Source organism: Clostridium beijerinckii HUN142, assembly GCF_000621745.1.
Classification (GTDB): Bacteria; Bacillota; Clostridia; order Clostridiales; family Clostridiaceae; genus Clostridium; species Clostridium beijerinckii_A.
This window is the reverse complement of sequence record NZ_KK211335.1, coordinates 225817-242652: the sequence shown is the minus strand read 5'-3', so window position 1 is coordinate 242652 and position 16836 is coordinate 225817. Positions and strand designations below refer to the sequence as shown.

12 protein-coding genes and 1 pseudogene are annotated in these 16836 nt (G+C 29.6%); 1 reads left to right on the top strand and 12 read right to left on the bottom strand.

Annotation, left to right across the window (positions count from 1 at the left end):
* Positions 1–25: 25 nt before the first annotated feature.
* From T483_RS0119305 to T483_RS29485, 5 genes and pseudogenes are all read right to left on the bottom strand, one after another.
* Positions 26–925: a hypothetical protein gene (locus tag T483_RS0119305; protein WP_026888308.1), complete on the bottom strand. Its 900-nt coding sequence runs from the start codon at positions 923–925 to the stop codon at positions 26–28.
* Complete coding sequence (locus T483_RS0119300) at positions 922–2682, bottom strand: hypothetical protein (protein WP_026888307.1); 1761 nt, start codon at positions 2680–2682, stop codon at positions 922–924. The genes T483_RS0119305 and T483_RS0119300 overlap by 4 nt, the downstream gene beginning before the upstream one ends.
* Positions 2676–5327 carry a hypothetical protein gene (locus tag T483_RS0119295; protein ID WP_026888306.1) on the bottom strand — a complete coding sequence of 884 codons (2652 nt, stop codon included), beginning with the start codon at positions 5325–5327 and terminating at the stop codon, positions 2676–2678. The genes T483_RS0119300 and T483_RS0119295 overlap by 7 nt, the downstream gene beginning before the upstream one ends.
* A complete protein-coding gene (locus T483_RS0119290; protein WP_026888305.1) occupies positions 5321–6697 on the bottom strand; it encodes a tyrosine-type recombinase/integrase in 1377 nt (458 codons plus the stop codon). The genes T483_RS0119295 and T483_RS0119290 overlap by 7 nt, the downstream gene beginning before the upstream one ends.
* Positions 6698–6928: 231 nt before the next feature.
* A pseudogene (locus tag T483_RS29485) lies at positions 6929–7357 on the bottom strand (DNA polymerase IV); the annotation flags it as partial.
* Positions 7358–7665: 308 nt separating this feature from the next.
* Here T483_RS29485 and T483_RS0119280 point away from each other — a divergent pair.
* Positions 7666–8097 (top strand): hypothetical protein, encoded by a 432-nt coding sequence (locus tag T483_RS0119280; RefSeq protein WP_012060399.1) that lies wholly within the window; start codon positions 7666–7668, stop codon positions 8095–8097.
* 22 nt (positions 8098–8119) lie between these two features.
* On the opposite strand, the gene T483_RS0119275 is transcribed toward T483_RS0119280, so the two are convergent.
* The 7 genes from T483_RS0119275 to T483_RS0119240 form a co-directional block, all read right to left on the bottom strand.
* Positions 8120–10693 (bottom strand): calcium-translocating P-type ATPase, SERCA-type, encoded by a 2574-nt coding sequence (locus T483_RS0119275; RefSeq protein ID WP_026888304.1) that lies wholly within the window; start codon positions 10691–10693, stop codon positions 8120–8122.
* A gap of 204 nt (positions 10694–10897) precedes the next feature.
* A complete protein-coding gene (locus T483_RS0119270) occupies positions 10898–12544 on the bottom strand; it encodes a putative manganese-dependent inorganic diphosphatase (protein ID WP_026888303.1) in 1647 nt (548 codons plus the stop codon).
* A gap of 329 nt (positions 12545–12873) precedes the next feature.
* Positions 12874–13641 (bottom strand): flagellar basal-body rod protein FlgG, encoded by a 768-nt coding sequence (locus T483_RS0119265; protein ID WP_026888302.1) that lies wholly within the window; start codon positions 13639–13641, stop codon positions 12874–12876.
* A gap of 13 nt (positions 13642–13654) precedes the next feature.
* The gene (locus T483_RS0119260) at positions 13655–14425 is read right to left on the bottom strand and encodes a flagellar basal-body rod protein FlgG (RefSeq protein ID WP_026888301.1); all 771 of its coding nucleotides are present in this window, start codon (positions 14423–14425) and stop codon (positions 13655–13657) included.
* Positions 14426–14620: 195 nt separating this feature from the next.
* Complete coding sequence (locus T483_RS0119250) at positions 14621–15241, bottom strand: hypothetical protein (RefSeq protein ID WP_026888300.1); 621 nt, start codon at positions 15239–15241, stop codon at positions 14621–14623.
* Between the two features lie 47 nt (positions 15242–15288).
* Positions 15289–16017: a FliA/WhiG family RNA polymerase sigma factor gene (locus T483_RS0119245; RefSeq protein ID WP_026888299.1), complete on the bottom strand. Its 729-nt coding sequence runs from the start codon at positions 16015–16017 to the stop codon at positions 15289–15291.
* Between the two features lie 176 nt (positions 16018–16193).
* Positions 16194–16835 carry a flagellar brake protein gene (locus tag T483_RS0119240; protein WP_026888298.1) on the bottom strand — a complete coding sequence of 214 codons (642 nt, stop codon included), beginning with the start codon at positions 16833–16835 and terminating at the stop codon, positions 16194–16196.
* Position 16836 lies beyond the last annotated feature (1 nt).

The window sequence follows — 16836 nt, the reverse complement described above, 5'->3', positions numbered from 1 at the left end:
ATTTTATAATTGTTTAACGTACAACTTATTTATTTTTACTAGAAAACTTATCCATAAATGCAAAAGCCCTAGCTTCCATGTCATCTTCCTCTATTACATCAATAGCTTCATTCACAAAGTCAGTGTATTCATATTTTTCTTCCATTTCCACATCGTTATTTATATCATCATCTACTGCTATAGAAAGTTCCTTTAATTCTAAGACCTCTGGTTCAATATCATTATACACATCCTTGATTTTAATCAAACCAGCTCTACTTAATAATAGCTCTAGATTCTCTAGGTCTAGCTCACCCACCATTCCTTTAGAACGTAAATATTCATATATATCCAATTGCTCAATAAATCTATCTAATCTATTTAGATTAGCTATTTTCATATTAATTTTTCTGTTATCTGTAGATAGTTCCATGTTACGCTTTTTAAGTGCTATTATCTCTTCGTCTTTTTCGGCTATATCTCGCCTATATTGTATCTCTAATTCCTCAACTTTCTTATCAACCTTTGCTAAATCTCTATATGTTTTTTCATAATTAGAATTGAACGATTGCAATATCTTTCTCTGAGAATTCTCATCACCTTTTGTCAATTTAAAAAATGCATCAATATCAAATCTAACCATTGTACGAGTATCTTTTTTGCCTATTAGTTTAATAGTAGATGTTTGAGTTTCATAATCTTTAATAGCTTGTTTTATTTCTTCATTTCTATTAAAATGATATCCTTGTATATTTTCATATTTGGAATTTTGCTCAACTAGATATCTTTGAGCAAACTCGGCCATGTGCTTGCCTGATAACTTTGTTATATACTTTTTAGTAGATATGTACATTTTTATAACATAACTTAATTCTTCTGTTGTAAAAGCTCTTTTTCTACCAACTTTACCTTCTTTTTTTTCATTCTCTTGTTTTATATTTCTCATACCTGCCCCTCATTTGCTTCAATTAATTCCACACTTGATAACTTGCTCATCGTTTCTGCTTTTGAATTTGATAGCCTTCTTATCTTTTCTAATACCACGGCTCTTTTTTCAGATACATTAGATATCATTTTTTCAGATTCCAAGATTTCTTTTAGCGTATCTAATTCAGCTCTTATTTGATGATTTACTTTTTTGATTTCTTCTATTAGTATTTCATCATTATCAGGTTCAAAGTATGGACATACCTTATGTACCCCTTCCATCTTAAGACATTGTTCATATGATTTTAGAGTATGTGTACAGTATCCTCCATCAACTTTTTTATATCTAATATTACTCTTCCTATTTCCATTGATAACTCCATCCCACACAATCAATCTTTTTTCTTGTTCATCAGCATTGCTTTTTATAGTATCTATAAACAATTCAGTATCTTTATCCTTTTCACTTTTAAGTCTTTTAGCATATGCTATTGCATAGCTCCTAACATATTCCTCATAGTGGTCATAGTAACCAGCAGTTGTTGACATCATTGTATGTCCTGCTAACGCTTTAGTAGTTTCAGCTTCGCACCCACTGAAAATCAGATTTATAATAGCTAAATGTCTTGTATCATATAATTGCATTTTTACAAGTTTCTTATTAGAACTACTTCCTAACAAATCAACTTCCTCATATCTACTAATAACCTCTCTGTTGTATTTCTTTTCTACAATCTTTTCGAAAAATAATTCTAAAAGGGAATATAAATTTTTATATGTCAATTGTGATGTATCAGCATTTAGATGTGCTTTATCTGTCTTATATTTATAATAAAATTGGTAAGAAAATAGACATTCACGATCTTCATCACAAACTTCATTTCTTACACAATTAAGATAAGAATCAATTAAATTATATATTTCCTCAGTTATCTCAATGGTTTCGTCTTTATATACATCTTTTAATTCTTTCTTTTGCAACTGAACGATTCCCTTTCCCTTAAGAATTGATCGCCTAATATCTAAATAACATTTACCATTAATCCTATTAATACAATCTTTTTTAGTCACCAAAAACTCTGTCGTTCTCAAAGGGATTATATTCGTTATTTTCCACCATAAAACTATTGGGTAAAATCTTTTCAGTTCTTCCTCAAATGCAGTATGCACAAAATCATTTATAATATCATTGAAATCAAATATATCCTCAAAATGCGGCAATGTTCTTACATTCCTTATCCCTTTACTCCTAATTAAATCATAGATAAGTTCCCTATATTCATATGCTACATCAAATTCATAAAAAAACGAGAAAAACTCTAACCCTAAACCATGAGTCGTACTATGAAAAGTTTTAAGTTTATCATAATATTTTTCCATGTCATCAAACTTATCTAAAGCAAAAAAATTTGTAAGATTAAGATTCTTATATAACACTCTCATCACTGAATAATAAGTCCTAAAAACATATGTTTTCATTGATTCCACAATAAATATTCTAATAGCCATATTAAATGCCTTATATGTAAAAGGTAAATTATTTTTCTTTTTCATTTTTTCAAACCAAACTTCATTAAATGGAAATTTAAGAACTTTCATTGTGCCTCGTTCACGTATATTCCATTTAGTACCATAAAAATTATCTGCATTATTAATAATTCCCCTAGATTGTAAAAATTTAAATTCATGAATATATTTAGATTCATCATTGATATCAAAAGTAACATTTTCTTTAATTACAATTCCTAAATCATCTATATATTTTTTCACTAACATTTTTGTTCTCCTTGATTTATTATCTTATTTTTTTCAATTCTCAATATATCTGTTATATTGCCAATTTGAATAATATCCACAACTTCATCTTCTCCGAAGGCTTCTATCGCCTCAAAAATTATAGGGAAATATATTTTTTCAATTCTTTTCATATGAATTATTTTATCTATTGGTGATATACATCTTTTCAGATTTTCTTTAGTTTCATTAAAACTGCTACTAACCTCATGTAAAAAAAGCTTTTTACCTAGTAGATATTGGCAACCAAAACATGTTTTACATTCACTATTTATACATTCATAATTTCCATAAACATGAGTTATATTTAACTCATCATTTTCAACTTTCTGAATAGCTCTTACTAAGCATTTTGCTCCTTCATGCTTACCATAGCAATCCTTTCCGTATAATAGTTCTTGCAAAACTTTATACCCCTTACTTTTTTTAAATTCTGTGTATTTTACCTTCAAGCACGTATCTAAGAGATTACCAACATGTGAACTTCTATCCGCTAAAACTTTATTCATAGATTCTATTTCTGAAGGTAATATCTTCAATCCTTTAACTCTCTCTGCTCTTTCATCTAAAGATAAATCTTCATAATCATCATATACAAGTTCTAAAAGTTTGTGTTTAATTCCTCCAAAAATACCCGCTGTAAATATCCTTATTGTGGTTTTATCTACCGTTCTTTTTATATATATTTGAGTAGTTTCAGATATAAGTCTATCATCCAATTTGTGCCCCCTTAGAATTGAATCTAAAAGATATCCTACTCCTAGTCCCCATTCCTCACTTTTATTCTGTATGTATGTCATAAACGCTTTATTAGCTTTTCTATTCCCAAAAGTTTTTTCTTCAAGAAGATAGTCAGTTCTTTCTTCAAAAATTTCTTTATAATAAACTCTCTGCCATATTGTTGACCTGTATATCAACGTACTACCAGAACCTATATTTTGCCCTCCACTTTTTCGTATTTTATTCTCCCTTATTTGTCTGTGTGCTTCACAAATTGCTAGCAGCATACCTATATGCTTTTTACTCGAATCATTAATATACAAAACTAAGTTACCTTTATTTTTTTTAGCCCTTTTTCTCCAGAGCCTTATCTTATTCTCAATATCCATACAAATTTTTTGCCCCATTGAATCGGTAAAAGAATCTGAATCGTCCTTAATAAATTCCAAAAATTTTTCTGGAGACCTAAAATTAATTAATTTCAAGTTAGGAAATGGAATATCTCTTATATCTACCGACCTCCATGCACTTAAATAATGCACAGCTACATAAAGAGTTGCTGATGCTATTGCACCTTCTGTAGCAAGTCTATTTATCCATTTCTTATCTTGCATTTTTAAGAAAATAATTCCATACATTTCTAGAAATTTTTCTAACTCATATGGTAACACTTCATTTATAACTGATGGCGCTTGCCCAACTGTTATATTTCTAGAAATCTTATATTTCTTCATTATAGTATTATAAAAATAACCAAATTCTTGTTGTGAATATTTATTAATATAATTCATCAAATATGTACTTAAAGACACAAATTTCTCTGATGTAATATCTTTTAGTTCACAGCTTAATTTTGACATAAGCATATCATATATCGCATAATATGAACATTTACAGCGTTCTTTAGTGCTTCTAGCTTTGTTCTTGAATCTCTCTATCATGAATTCATCGAAATCTTTTAGTGTTTCATGTATATTATTATTTTTTAATGGACTATATTTCATATAGAGCTTTACTTTTTCAAATGTTGATTTACATTCATCATATTCAGCAATACGTCTATAGTGATCTAAAACAGTTCCTACATAATCATATTCAATATGTGAATATGACGTACTTTGTAAATCTCTACCGGAGTAATATGGAATTCCATTCGTAACCAAATAATCTATTAAAGAAACTTTAGGTACTGATTTACCAGTATCCTTTTTAATTTTTATAATTAAGTCCACTATGCTTATTGTATTACATTTCAAATCCTCATTAAATTGTATGTGTTCTTTTCTAAAGTAATACATATATCTAATTTTTATCATAGGAACTTTACCTATCCACTGTCCTCTTCCAGGCTCTTTTTTATAGATTTGTTCATAACTTTCCGAAGTATAATATTTAGTTTCAATAATATACAAAGATAGTTCTTTAATACTGTTAATATTATAATTGCTACCATCCACATTATATATTTCAACATGATCTCTCACCAAATTATCAGCTATATCTTTAACATCAGAACGATAAAAACGTCTATTTCCACTCGGATTTTCATCTGTGTATGGTTCTAATATAATTTTCCCATACTGTTCAAAAAGTTTCGGAAAGTCACCACCTGCTTTACTTGGTGTCTGGTAGTGAGGAACTAATTTTCTAGTTAATTTATTAAGTTCTTTATCTAACAGTTCTGCAAATTCCACTTGTTTACAGGTAGTATCTACATATTTGATAGCAAATTCATCTACATCATTTTTCAAATAATATACTCTTGTTTTTAAATGTATTGGATTAAATATTTTCTCCAAACTATCCCTAATCTTTTTTGAATATGCTGCACTACCATAACCCAATCTTCCAAGCGTATCTGGATATGAATAATAATTTTCCCCATTTTCCAATTTTATTCCTACCACACTCTATCTCCTTTATATTTCCTAACTTCTTGATCAAATAATTTTTCTACGTTCTTCATATGCTCTACAGCATCTTTGTGAAGTTCTTCTTGCAATTCTTTTATACGCTCCTTTGCTTTTCTCGACTCTAATATATATCCCATCTGGGTTGCTATTTGCTTATCCACTCTATATCTTTGAAGAACTATAGGATTATTTTCTCTCTCACATATATACTGTGAAAAAAAATATCTCAATGAATGAGGTGTAAATGCTACACCTTGCAATAAAGAATAGGCTTCTTTTGCACTTTCTTGCTCATCATCTAATGCTGCAACTCTGAGTATATCTCTCATTATGTCTGTTAATTTTTTAAATCGTTCTAAGTATGTATAGTCCATCATTGCATTTCCTCTACTATCAATAAATAAAGCCCCATACTGATTATTTAATCCATCTTCATTAAGCATGTCCAAATGGTCATTATATATGTCATTAAGCATCGGTAAAAATGGTTCATATACTGGTCTAACTTTTTTAGTCTTTATATATCCAGTCATCAAACCATCGCTTCTAAGAATTTGATTGTATGTAGTATCTATAGTTGTTTCAAATTGAACATTCACATAAGGCTCAAATGTTTTAATGCGACTTTTTGACATTTGACACACTTCACCTTTTCTAAGTCCCGCAAATGCACCTAGAGCGATTCCCAATCTTAGCATTTTGTCATGTTTCTTTGCTATATCAAGTAGCAACAATACCATATACAAACTTCCAGTAACAACTTTATCCCTTGTCACATATTCATCATCAGCATCAATACAAAATATTGAATTTAGCCTTTTGCGTTTTACTTTTTCCTCTCTAAATTTAGTTGCTTCATTTATTGAGTAATATTCTTCCCATTCAAAATTAGATAGTTTAATATATTTGAGTTTCACAGGATAATTATGCAATAACCAATAAAAAAAATATGTTAAAGTCATTTCGCCTCCGCTTACTGTGTATTCAGATTTACTCTGTTTTCTACCTTCTAATCCTTTAGCATATCGTTGTAAAAATTGTTGACCCATTTCTATTGTGATATCTTCTATCCTTGAAATAGGTTTTTCACATCCATAAAACACATAGTTAAGAAACATAACTAATAATCTACCATATTTTTTTGTTATAGTATTCATGCTATCATTCAACAAATTTATAGCCCTGTTAGTTGATTTATAATAAAAGAAGTCACTAAAAATGCTCACTTCTTTCTTTATTTCTCCAACATATGAATGTACTATTACAGGATACTCGCTTATTGTTCCATTAACAATTGTATATCCTTTTTTTAATCTATATATTCGTTGTTTATAATTAGATATCTCAAGTATGTTATCTTTCAACTTTTGCACCACCTTCAACTTATGCTTGTTATCTTAAATTAAAACTATACCCTCTCATATAATAAGTTTTAATTTCGTCTCCAATATATCTTACCATATAATAAGTATTTTGTATTTATATAATTTTGTTTCTAACTATAAACAAAAGATGAAATACTTTATTTCTAGTATTCATCTTATTTATTTCTATATATAATTACATGTATATTTCATTCATAAAATATAACATACATTATAAGATATACCAATAGATAATGTTAAACCAACTTCCTTAAATACTCTATTCTTAATATACCTTGCTGCTTCAATTCCATCTTTCATTTTTCCTTGAGACAAATCTAAGAAACCTTCATCAATAGATACAGGTTCTACTAGTGGCGTAACTTCATTAAATATTTCAAATATCTCCTGAGATACCTTAGCATACTTTCCATATCTTCCAGATACAAATATTCCATTTGGACATTTCTCTCTAGCCATGAACATCGGCATAGCTGAATGAATCCCATATCTTCTTGCTTCATAAGAACAAGTTGATACTACTCCCCTTTCACTTATTCCGCCTACTATAACAGGCTTACCTTTAAGATCTGGATTGTCTCTTTGCTCAACAGATGCAAAAAAAGCATCCATATCTACATGCAATATTACATTATCCATTTTTCTAAAATCACCTCTTTATGATTAACTAATTTTTAATATCTAATTGGCACAACAAAAATTTAACCCGTTTTTTTCATATACTTATAGAATGTTATGTACATTATTATACATAACATTCTATAAGTATTTTAACATACAAATCATTAACTAATGAAACAATAATATATGATATAAACCTTGCATTTATATTAATTACTATACATATTAAAAAGTTAGCTAATTTTATTTGACATATGGTATAATAATAAAGTATTTTAAGTATAATAGCGTTATTAGCGATATTTTTATGTAAAGGAGTAATTATTATGGGTCTTAAAGAAAAAATAGGTAGTAAATTCAGTAACTATTTCCAAAATGCTTATATGGAAAAGTATGGTGACAGAATTACAAGCATATCTGGAACTGTTTTATCAGTAAAGCTTATTGAAAAAAGTTATGTTATCTTCAATAGATTAATGGTTGAAATGGTTATAAAGCCTGAAGTTGGAAAAAAAGTTGTTAAGTGTTGGTATAAAAAGAATAGATGGTTTAAGAAACCTGAATTCATTGCTGTAAAGCAAGGTAACAAAGTTATTGTTATGGGTGTTACAGGTGATAAGGATAGTAAGAAGGAAAATTCTCAGGAAGTTCAAATATTTAACCTATTAAATCTTACAACTAAGAAAGACTTAGTGCCAATAGATCATAGCCAAATAAAAAAATCACGTCAACAAGCAAACAATATGATGAGAAGATAAAAAAAGGGCTGAGCCCTTTTTTTTATTTTGTCTTTATTAATAAATATACACTGTTAATAAATGCTATTATCCCTGAAAAGAATAGGACTATAAGCCATTGATTAAGAGATAATGCTACTGTATGAAATATATTTTGTAAAAACGGTACATATAAAACTGAACACATTAGCGATATAGATATTAAAACTGCTCCAACTAAATAAGGATTTGTAAATAATTTAATTTGGAATATGGAGTATCTTTCTGATCTACATTCAAATACGTGTATTAATTGAGATAAAACTAATGTACATAATGCTAAGGTTCTGCATGTTTCTAAATTCATCTTGTAATATCTTCCTACCATAAATGATAGTAAGGTACACAATCCTATTAGTGTTCCTCTTATTACTATTTTTTCAACTAATCCTCTTGCAAATATACTTTCCTTTTTTTCTCTTGGAGATTGTCTCATTATATCTTGCTCTGGCGGATCAACTCCAAGTGCTATAGCTGGAAGTCCATCAGTAGCTAGATTTACAAGTAATATTTGTATTGGGCTTAATGGATTAGGTAAATAGAACAAAGTTGCCAAAAACATTGTTAATACCTCTCCAAGGTTACAAGATAGTAAGTATCTTATAAACTTTCTTATGTTATCATATATTATTCTTCCTTCTTCTACAGCTGCAACTATAGTTGAGAAATTATCATCCATAAGAATCATAGATGATGCTTCCTTCGTTACATCTGTACCCGAAATTCCCATTGCAACTCCTATATCTGATTCCTTAATAGCAGGTGCATCATTTACACCATCGCCTGTCATTGCAACGATGTTCCCTTTTTTCTTAAAAGCCCTTACAATTCTTAACTTATGGTTAGGTGATACCCGTGCAAACACTCTTACTTTTTTTATTCTTCCCTCTAATTCTAAATCGCTTATAGCCTCAATCTCATCGCCTGTCATTACTTGTTCTGCAGTATTACATATATTCAAAGATTTTGCTATTGCAAGTGCAGTATTTTGATGATCTCCTGTTATCATTATAGGTTTTATTCCTGCAAGTTTACATTTTAAAACTGCATCTCTAGCTTCTTCTCTTGGTGGATCAATACTTCCTGCTATACCTATAAAAATTAAATTCTGCTCTAGCTTATCACTTTTTGTTAGATTATCTTCCTTATATGCTGCTGCTATACATCTAAGTGCTCTAGATGACATTGCTGTAATAAAATCACTAACTTGCTTTTTCTTTTGATATGTGAATGGTTTTATTTTGTTATTCTCTAGTATAAATTCACATCTATCTATTACTCTTTCAGGAGCTCCCTTAACGTAACATGTTTCCTTAGTCCCTTCTTTAATTATAACAGACATCATCTTCCTGGTTGAATCAAATGGTATATCATATACTCTATCTGCATCATTCACAAAATCCTCTAAATCATTAACATCATTAAAAAACATATTTATTAGTGCAGTTTCAGTTGGATCACCATGAAGTGCTTCACTCATTTTTTTCTTTGTAAAATCATAATTACAGTCATTACAATATACAAGAGCTTTCATGAACTTTGTGTAATTACTTAGTTTCTCTTTTTCAAGTTCATGAATTCTGCCATTTAGGTATACCTCTTTTACAGTCATCTTATTTTGAGTTAAAGTTCCTGTTTTATCGGAACATATTACAGATGTACATCCAAGTGTTTCTACTGCTGGAAGTTTTCTTACGAGTGCATTTTTCTTAAGCATTCTAGACACACCTAGAGCTAGTGAAACAGTAACAATTGCTGCTAGCCCCTCTGGAATTGCAGCAACTGCTAAACTAACGCCAAGTAAGAACATCTCTGTTATATCATTTCCTCTTATTATTCCCATTGCAGTAACAATTGCACATATTACAAGGCAAATTACAACTAAGACTTTCCCTAGAGAGTCTAACCTTTTATTTAAAGGGGATTTTTCTTCTTCAATATTTTGAATTAAGTCTGCAATCTTCCCCATTTCGGTGTTCATTCCTATACAATCAACTTTAAATAACCCTTTTCCTTTTACTACAGTAGTTCCCATAAATCCTTCGTTATTCTTCTTTGTCTTTTTACCATCAGCTTTATATGGATTAGCTTCTTTGTTTACCCCAACTGATTCACCTGTTAATAGTGATTCATCAACAACTACTGATGAACTTTCTATAAAGAATCCGTCAGCAGGTATTCTATCTCCAGCCTCCAAAATAACAACATCACCTATTGTTAGGTAGATAGAATTTATAATCTGTATACTTGAATCCCTCAAAACTTTACACGTAGGCGCTGCCAATTCTTTCAGTGCCTCTAAAGATTTCTCCGTTTTAAATTCTTGGACAAATCCTAGTATTGCATTAATAACTATTATTATGAGTATTGTAATGGCATCTGCCTTATCTCCAATTACTCCGGAAATTATAGTAGATGCAATTAACACCCAAACAATGAAGTCATTAAACTGAGATAAAAATATTTTGAATGCTGATGCTTTATTATGGTGCTTCAATTCATTAAGTCCAAAGTTCTTAATCCTCTTTTCCGCTTCCTTAGTGCTAAGACCAGATGTCAACTCTTTTTCCTGTACCACAACTTTTCCTCCTAAATATAGAACTTTATATAATATATATATTTTCCATTACAAAAGTTATGCACATTTAAAAATAAAAGTGCGTCAGCACTTATCAATTATTTTCACCTAAAAAAAATAAAAGTGCGTTAGCACTTATTAGTTCTTTTCACATTAAAAAAAAGAAAAAATCCCCATAAGGGATTTTTTCTTTTTAAAGATTATTTATTTCATTGAGTTAACTACATTTGTAAGCGGTGGTATTACCTGTTTCTTTCTTGATAGAACCCCTGGTAAAAATGCCATTGAGTCTACTAATTCAATATTAAATGTCTTTTCAACATAATCATGTCTTTCACCAGCAACTAGCACTTGTGAACCTTCTTTTAATATATCTGTTAAAAGTAACATTACTACTGCATAACCCTTGTTATCTGCTTCACTCTTCATATAACTTAACATTTCATCTTTTAATGGCATAAATCCATCGATGTCCATTGTATTTACTTGAGCTACTCCAACTCTTGATTCTCCCATATTAAAAGGCTTAAAGTCTTGATTAAATATTTGAGATACAGTCTTTCCTTTTAAAGAAGTTCCAGCTTTAAACATCTCTTTTGCAAATTCCTCCAAACTTGAAATGCCAGCTATCTCAGCTAACTTATGACATATATCTTTATCTTGTTCTGTACAAGTTGGACTCTTGAACAATAAAGTATCTGAGATTATTGCGCCACACAATAATCCAGCAACTTCTTTAGGTGGTGTTATATTACGTTCAAAAAAGCTTTTTCCAACTATAGTTGAAGAACTTCCTAGTGGTTCATTTCTAAAGAATATAGGGTTACTTGTTTGTATATCAGCAACTCTATGGTGATCTATAATTTCAAGTACTTCAGCATCTTCTAATCCATCAACTGACTGTCCTCTTTCATTATGGTCTACTTGAATAACCTTTTTCTTATGCTTTGAAATAAGGTGATATCTTGAAACAGTTCCTATTACTCTTCCATCTTCATCAGTTACAGGATAGCTATGATATCTAGTTTCAGCCATAATATCTTTGATATCATCAACTAAATCATCTTTAGAAAATGATATTAAATCTTTAGTAGCCATAACATGACTTACAGGTATACTTTGGATTAATAATCTTGAAGCTGTAAAAGAATCATGAGGTGTACTTATTATAGTAACTCCTTTTTCTTTAGCTTTAGAAAGTAAATTTTCAGCAAGCTTATGTGCTCCTGTAATGATTATTAATGATGTATTAATATCAATTAAAGCTTCTTGTACATCTGGTCTATCTCCTACAATGGCAATATCATCTTTATCTACAATTTCTTTTAAACTGTCTGGCTGCATTGCTGTAACAGTAATTTTCCCTTGGAATGTCTTACACTTCTCATTTATATATACACTAGTAGCAGAAAGCGTATCTAATATATTCTCAATTGATGTATTACTTTTACCTAATATATTGTTATCCCATATATCCATAAATGATGAAGTTAAGTTTGAAATCGAAAGTATTCCTACTAATCTGCCATCTTTTCCAATTACAGGTAATGACTTTAAATGATTGTCTCTCATTATATTCCATGCTGCTTTTAAAGAAATATTAGAAGTTATAGGTCCAATTGTATCAATATCTAAATCTTCTACTTTTAATCTAACTGTTTCTAAAAGTCTTGGAGCCTTAACACCAAAATGATCTAATATAAATTGTGTTTCTGCATTTACATTTCCTAATCTCACAGGTATAGCTGGAATATTACCTGTCTTATTTTTAAACTCTGCGTAACCATATGCAGCACAAATAGAGTCTGAATCAGGATTTTTATGTCCAGTTACGTAAACTACATTTTCCAAAATAATTCCTCCTAAATTTTTGTTTTACTTTAGTACATTAGGCACATGAAAATAATGAAATTGCTATTTTTTTGATTGTGCCTTATATAAATTGACATATTAGAACAAGTATATTACTTAATTCACACATATTTATTTTACTTATAAAGTTAATTATTGTAAAGCGTTAATTGTATTTACAGTATTGTTTACAAAACAAATACTATAAATAACTTACTGCAAACTAAAAAAATTAGATATATGGGTTGAAAATATTTAGAGATTTCACTCTTCCATCTTCAACAAACATATATCTAATTTATCTAAAACCTATATTATTCTTGTTTTAATTATCTCATATTATTTATCATACTCCAAAGATCATCCGCTGTAGTTACAGCCTTTGAACTAAGTTGAAAAGCTCTCTGTGTCAATACTATATCTGAAAATGTTTCTCCTGCATCTACATTTGAGCCTTCTAACATACCTTGTTCTATATTATAGTTACTACTTAATGTAACTTGTGCATCTGAGCTTGGAACAAAATAACTATTTCCTATAGGTATAAAGCTCTTATCACCTACAGCTGTAAATACCGAAATGGTACCTATTTTAGTTGCTTGTCCATTGACTTCCATGGATATTCCTCCATCTTTATCTATAGACATCTTCTCTCTGTCTAACGCTGGATTTCCCTCTGAAAATCCATTCTCATATTGAACATAAACTTTAGTTCCATTTGAGTCTACTAAAGCCCCATTTGAATCTATTTTAAAATTACCATCTCTAGTATATACTATGCTACCATCTTCTTTTGAAAGCGCAAAGTATCCTTTTCCATCTATAGCAAGATCTGTTTTTTGACCTGTTGTTAAGAGATTCCCTTGTTTATTATCAGCATAATTTACGCCTAGTTTAACTCCAGTTCCAGTAATCGCCTTTTTTTCCACAAGAGGTGTTCCTCTTCTATCCAGTGATTCAGTCAACAAATCTTTAAAGTTTACATCTGTACTCTTATAACCTGTTGTTGAGATATTAACTAGGTCATTAGAAAGATAATCTAGCTTCTCTTGATACGCATTCATTCCACTCTTTGCTGTAGCAAAAATATTAAACATAATTTTCTCCCCCTTATACTCGACCTAATTCACTTGCAGCCTTTTGCACAGTTTCATCCTGCATCTTAACAAATTTCTGATTTGTTTCAAACTGTCTTTTTATTTCCATAAGTTTTACCATTTCTGTTGATGGATCAACATTCGAACTTTCAAGAAAGTTTTGCCTTACATTTACTTTCGCATTATAAATTGGATTATCCATGGTACTATAGTTATCACCTATTGGTTCTAAATTATTATAATTTTGAAAGTCTGCTGTTAATAACTTATCTGCAGCTCCAACTCCCTCGATATTAATATTATTTTCGCCATCTATTGAAAACTTTGAATCACCAACATATATTGGTTCTCTAGCCCCTGTAGAATTATTTATTCCCAATACTTGTGATCCATCATTTGTTATTAGATATCCCTGATTATTAATTTTGAAATTTCCATCTCTTGTGTAAACTTCTTTATTCCCATCTTGAGCTACAAAAAATCCTCTGCCATCTATAGCAAAATCTGTCATGCTATCTGTTGATTTAAACGCTCCTTGTGTAAAAACTGTTTCAACATCATTAACTTTTACACCCATATTTAAATTCCCAATATCATTTTTAACGTATTTATCTCCTACAAGCTTTTGTCTGTTAGATATCATCACATCTTCAAAACTACTTTTTGTAAGTTCACGCTTTTTATATCCTGTATTATTAACATTAGCTATATTATTAGTTGATACTTCCTGATCATTTTGAAGTGCTATTAATCCTGAAACAGAAGTATAGAATCCTCTTATCACTTTAATTGTCCCCTTTCAAAATAGATTTACGTTCACTTTCATAAATCATACCTAAAGCTCTAGCCTTTTCCTCTATCTGGCTATCCGAAAGACTAGCAGTATATTTATATCCAAACATAAATATAACTCCTAAAACCAATCCTATCCCTATACCCAATAAGATCTTCCTATCCATGAGAAATATAAATTTGTTTTTTATTTTTTGAATAAGCCTTTTACTAATAGTACTTCCCCCTTACTCACAGATAATTCACGACATATTTCATCTTCTGTTAATCCTGCATTTAAAAGTCTTTTTATGCTCTGAGTTTTGTTACTATCGTCACTTTCTGAAAAATTAATTTCAGATATCACTCCAATTTCTTCGTCTATATCAGTATCTGTTAAAGATTCAGTATATTCCTCATCTAGATCCATTATACTATCATCCACAATGTACAGCCTTTTAGATTTTTTATGATCATCTCTATCTTCGCCATAATTTATACTGTCATCTATATCATATTTATCTAGAAAATCTTCAATTTCTAGATCTTCTTTATTTTCGTATCCTTCTTCACCATTCTTAAGCTCTTTTAAATCACTTTTTATTTTAATAATTTCTTCCTGTAATTCAGTTAGACTTTCTGCAATATCTCTTCTTAAAAGTCCTATTTCCATTTTATAATCATTTAATTCCTCTTTACTATCTTGTAACACACTTTGAAATGATATATTTAATCCATCATTTTCTTTGCTTATATTATTTTCTCTTTTGATAGCGCGATAATTATAAATTATTAAACTGAATCCTATTATCAGTAATATTAATGGCATAAAACACCTCAGTTCAACTTATAATGAAATTTATGTTAAGTATGTTTTTAATCAATATAATGCAATTTTCTCATGCATTCTCTCAAACTACTAATAGCTCTACTATGTAATTGGCAAACTCTAGACTCGGAAACACTTAGCACTGTTCCTATTTCTTTTAAAGTTAATCCCTCATAATAATAAAGATTTAATACGATTCTGTCTTTTTCTTTGAGGAGATCTATTGCCTTTGTTAAAATCTCTAATTGTTCTTTATCTTGTAGATGAGTATCAGGACTTGGACTATTTTTATCTTCTATAATTCCAATAAGGTTTACATCCTCATCATCCGAAAAAATCACATTCTCTAGCGATACCATCGAAATATAATTTATATAATTTTCAACTTCTGCTACTTCACTTATAGACATTCCAAGGTACTTTGCAATCTCAATATTTGTAGGTTCTCTTAATAATTCTAACTGCAATGTATCGATTGCTTTATTATATCTATTCAGTTTATCCATTGCACCTTTAGATATGGGCCTATTTTTCCTAAGTTCATCTATCATAGCACCTTTTATTCTTATAGACGCATATGATGAAAACTTCATCCCCTTCGTATTATCAAACTTATTTAATGCATCCATAAGTCCGACCATACCATAACTAACTAAATCCTCATATTCCATATATTTGTTTTTTCCAAACATAACCCTCGAGGCAATATACTTTACTAACGGGATATATTCTTGTATTATTTGCTCTTTTCCATCAACGTCTTTTAATGCGTGCATACCCTTATTACCTCCCCCTAAATTCGTTTTTCAATATATATCCACAGTTGTTTTATTCTTACTCTTAATCTATTATAAAAATCTATAATATTTTTCATCTTATTGTATTTTAACTTTATACCTTAATATACAATATTAGAGTTTTCTATATATAGTTTATTCAAAATTTCACACATTTACGTAGTAGCTCTTTGCCTTCTCATTATCTCAAAAAGCTCCTGAATTATCTTTTCACTTTGAGCTGGTGCAATATCAATAAATCTTAATCCACATAATTTTTCTTTATCTGGAGTATTCTCAACTCTTACAATATCGCACTTAATTTCAAGTTCAATTCTGCTTAATTTTAAGCTAATAAAAAGTAAATCCTTTTTCGTAATTTCTTCATTTATTTTAAGTTTCAACCCGCCAGCACTAAGATCAACCATTAATCCATCTTTATAAGGTATCTTAGGAATATCTTCTTCATCGATTCCAGTAATTTTTTTATATTGAACTGGATTTAATAATCCAACTCTAAAAAAGTTTCTTCTTTGTATTTTTATGATATTAAATGGAGTTGAGATTTTATAATATATTATGCTGCCTTCTTTACCTCTTGAAATTACTTCACACGAAAAATTAAAGCAACCATTTTCACTTAGGTAAGTATTCATTTCGATCTTTTCACCTGTATGGAGCATTAAGTAATCCCCATCACAAACTGGAACATTTATTTTTAAAAAGTCATCTTCTACATCCATTATTAGAGCTTTATATGCTTTTTCACCAATTATTACTTCCACTCTATCATTGACTTTCAAGTTAAAATTAAGCACC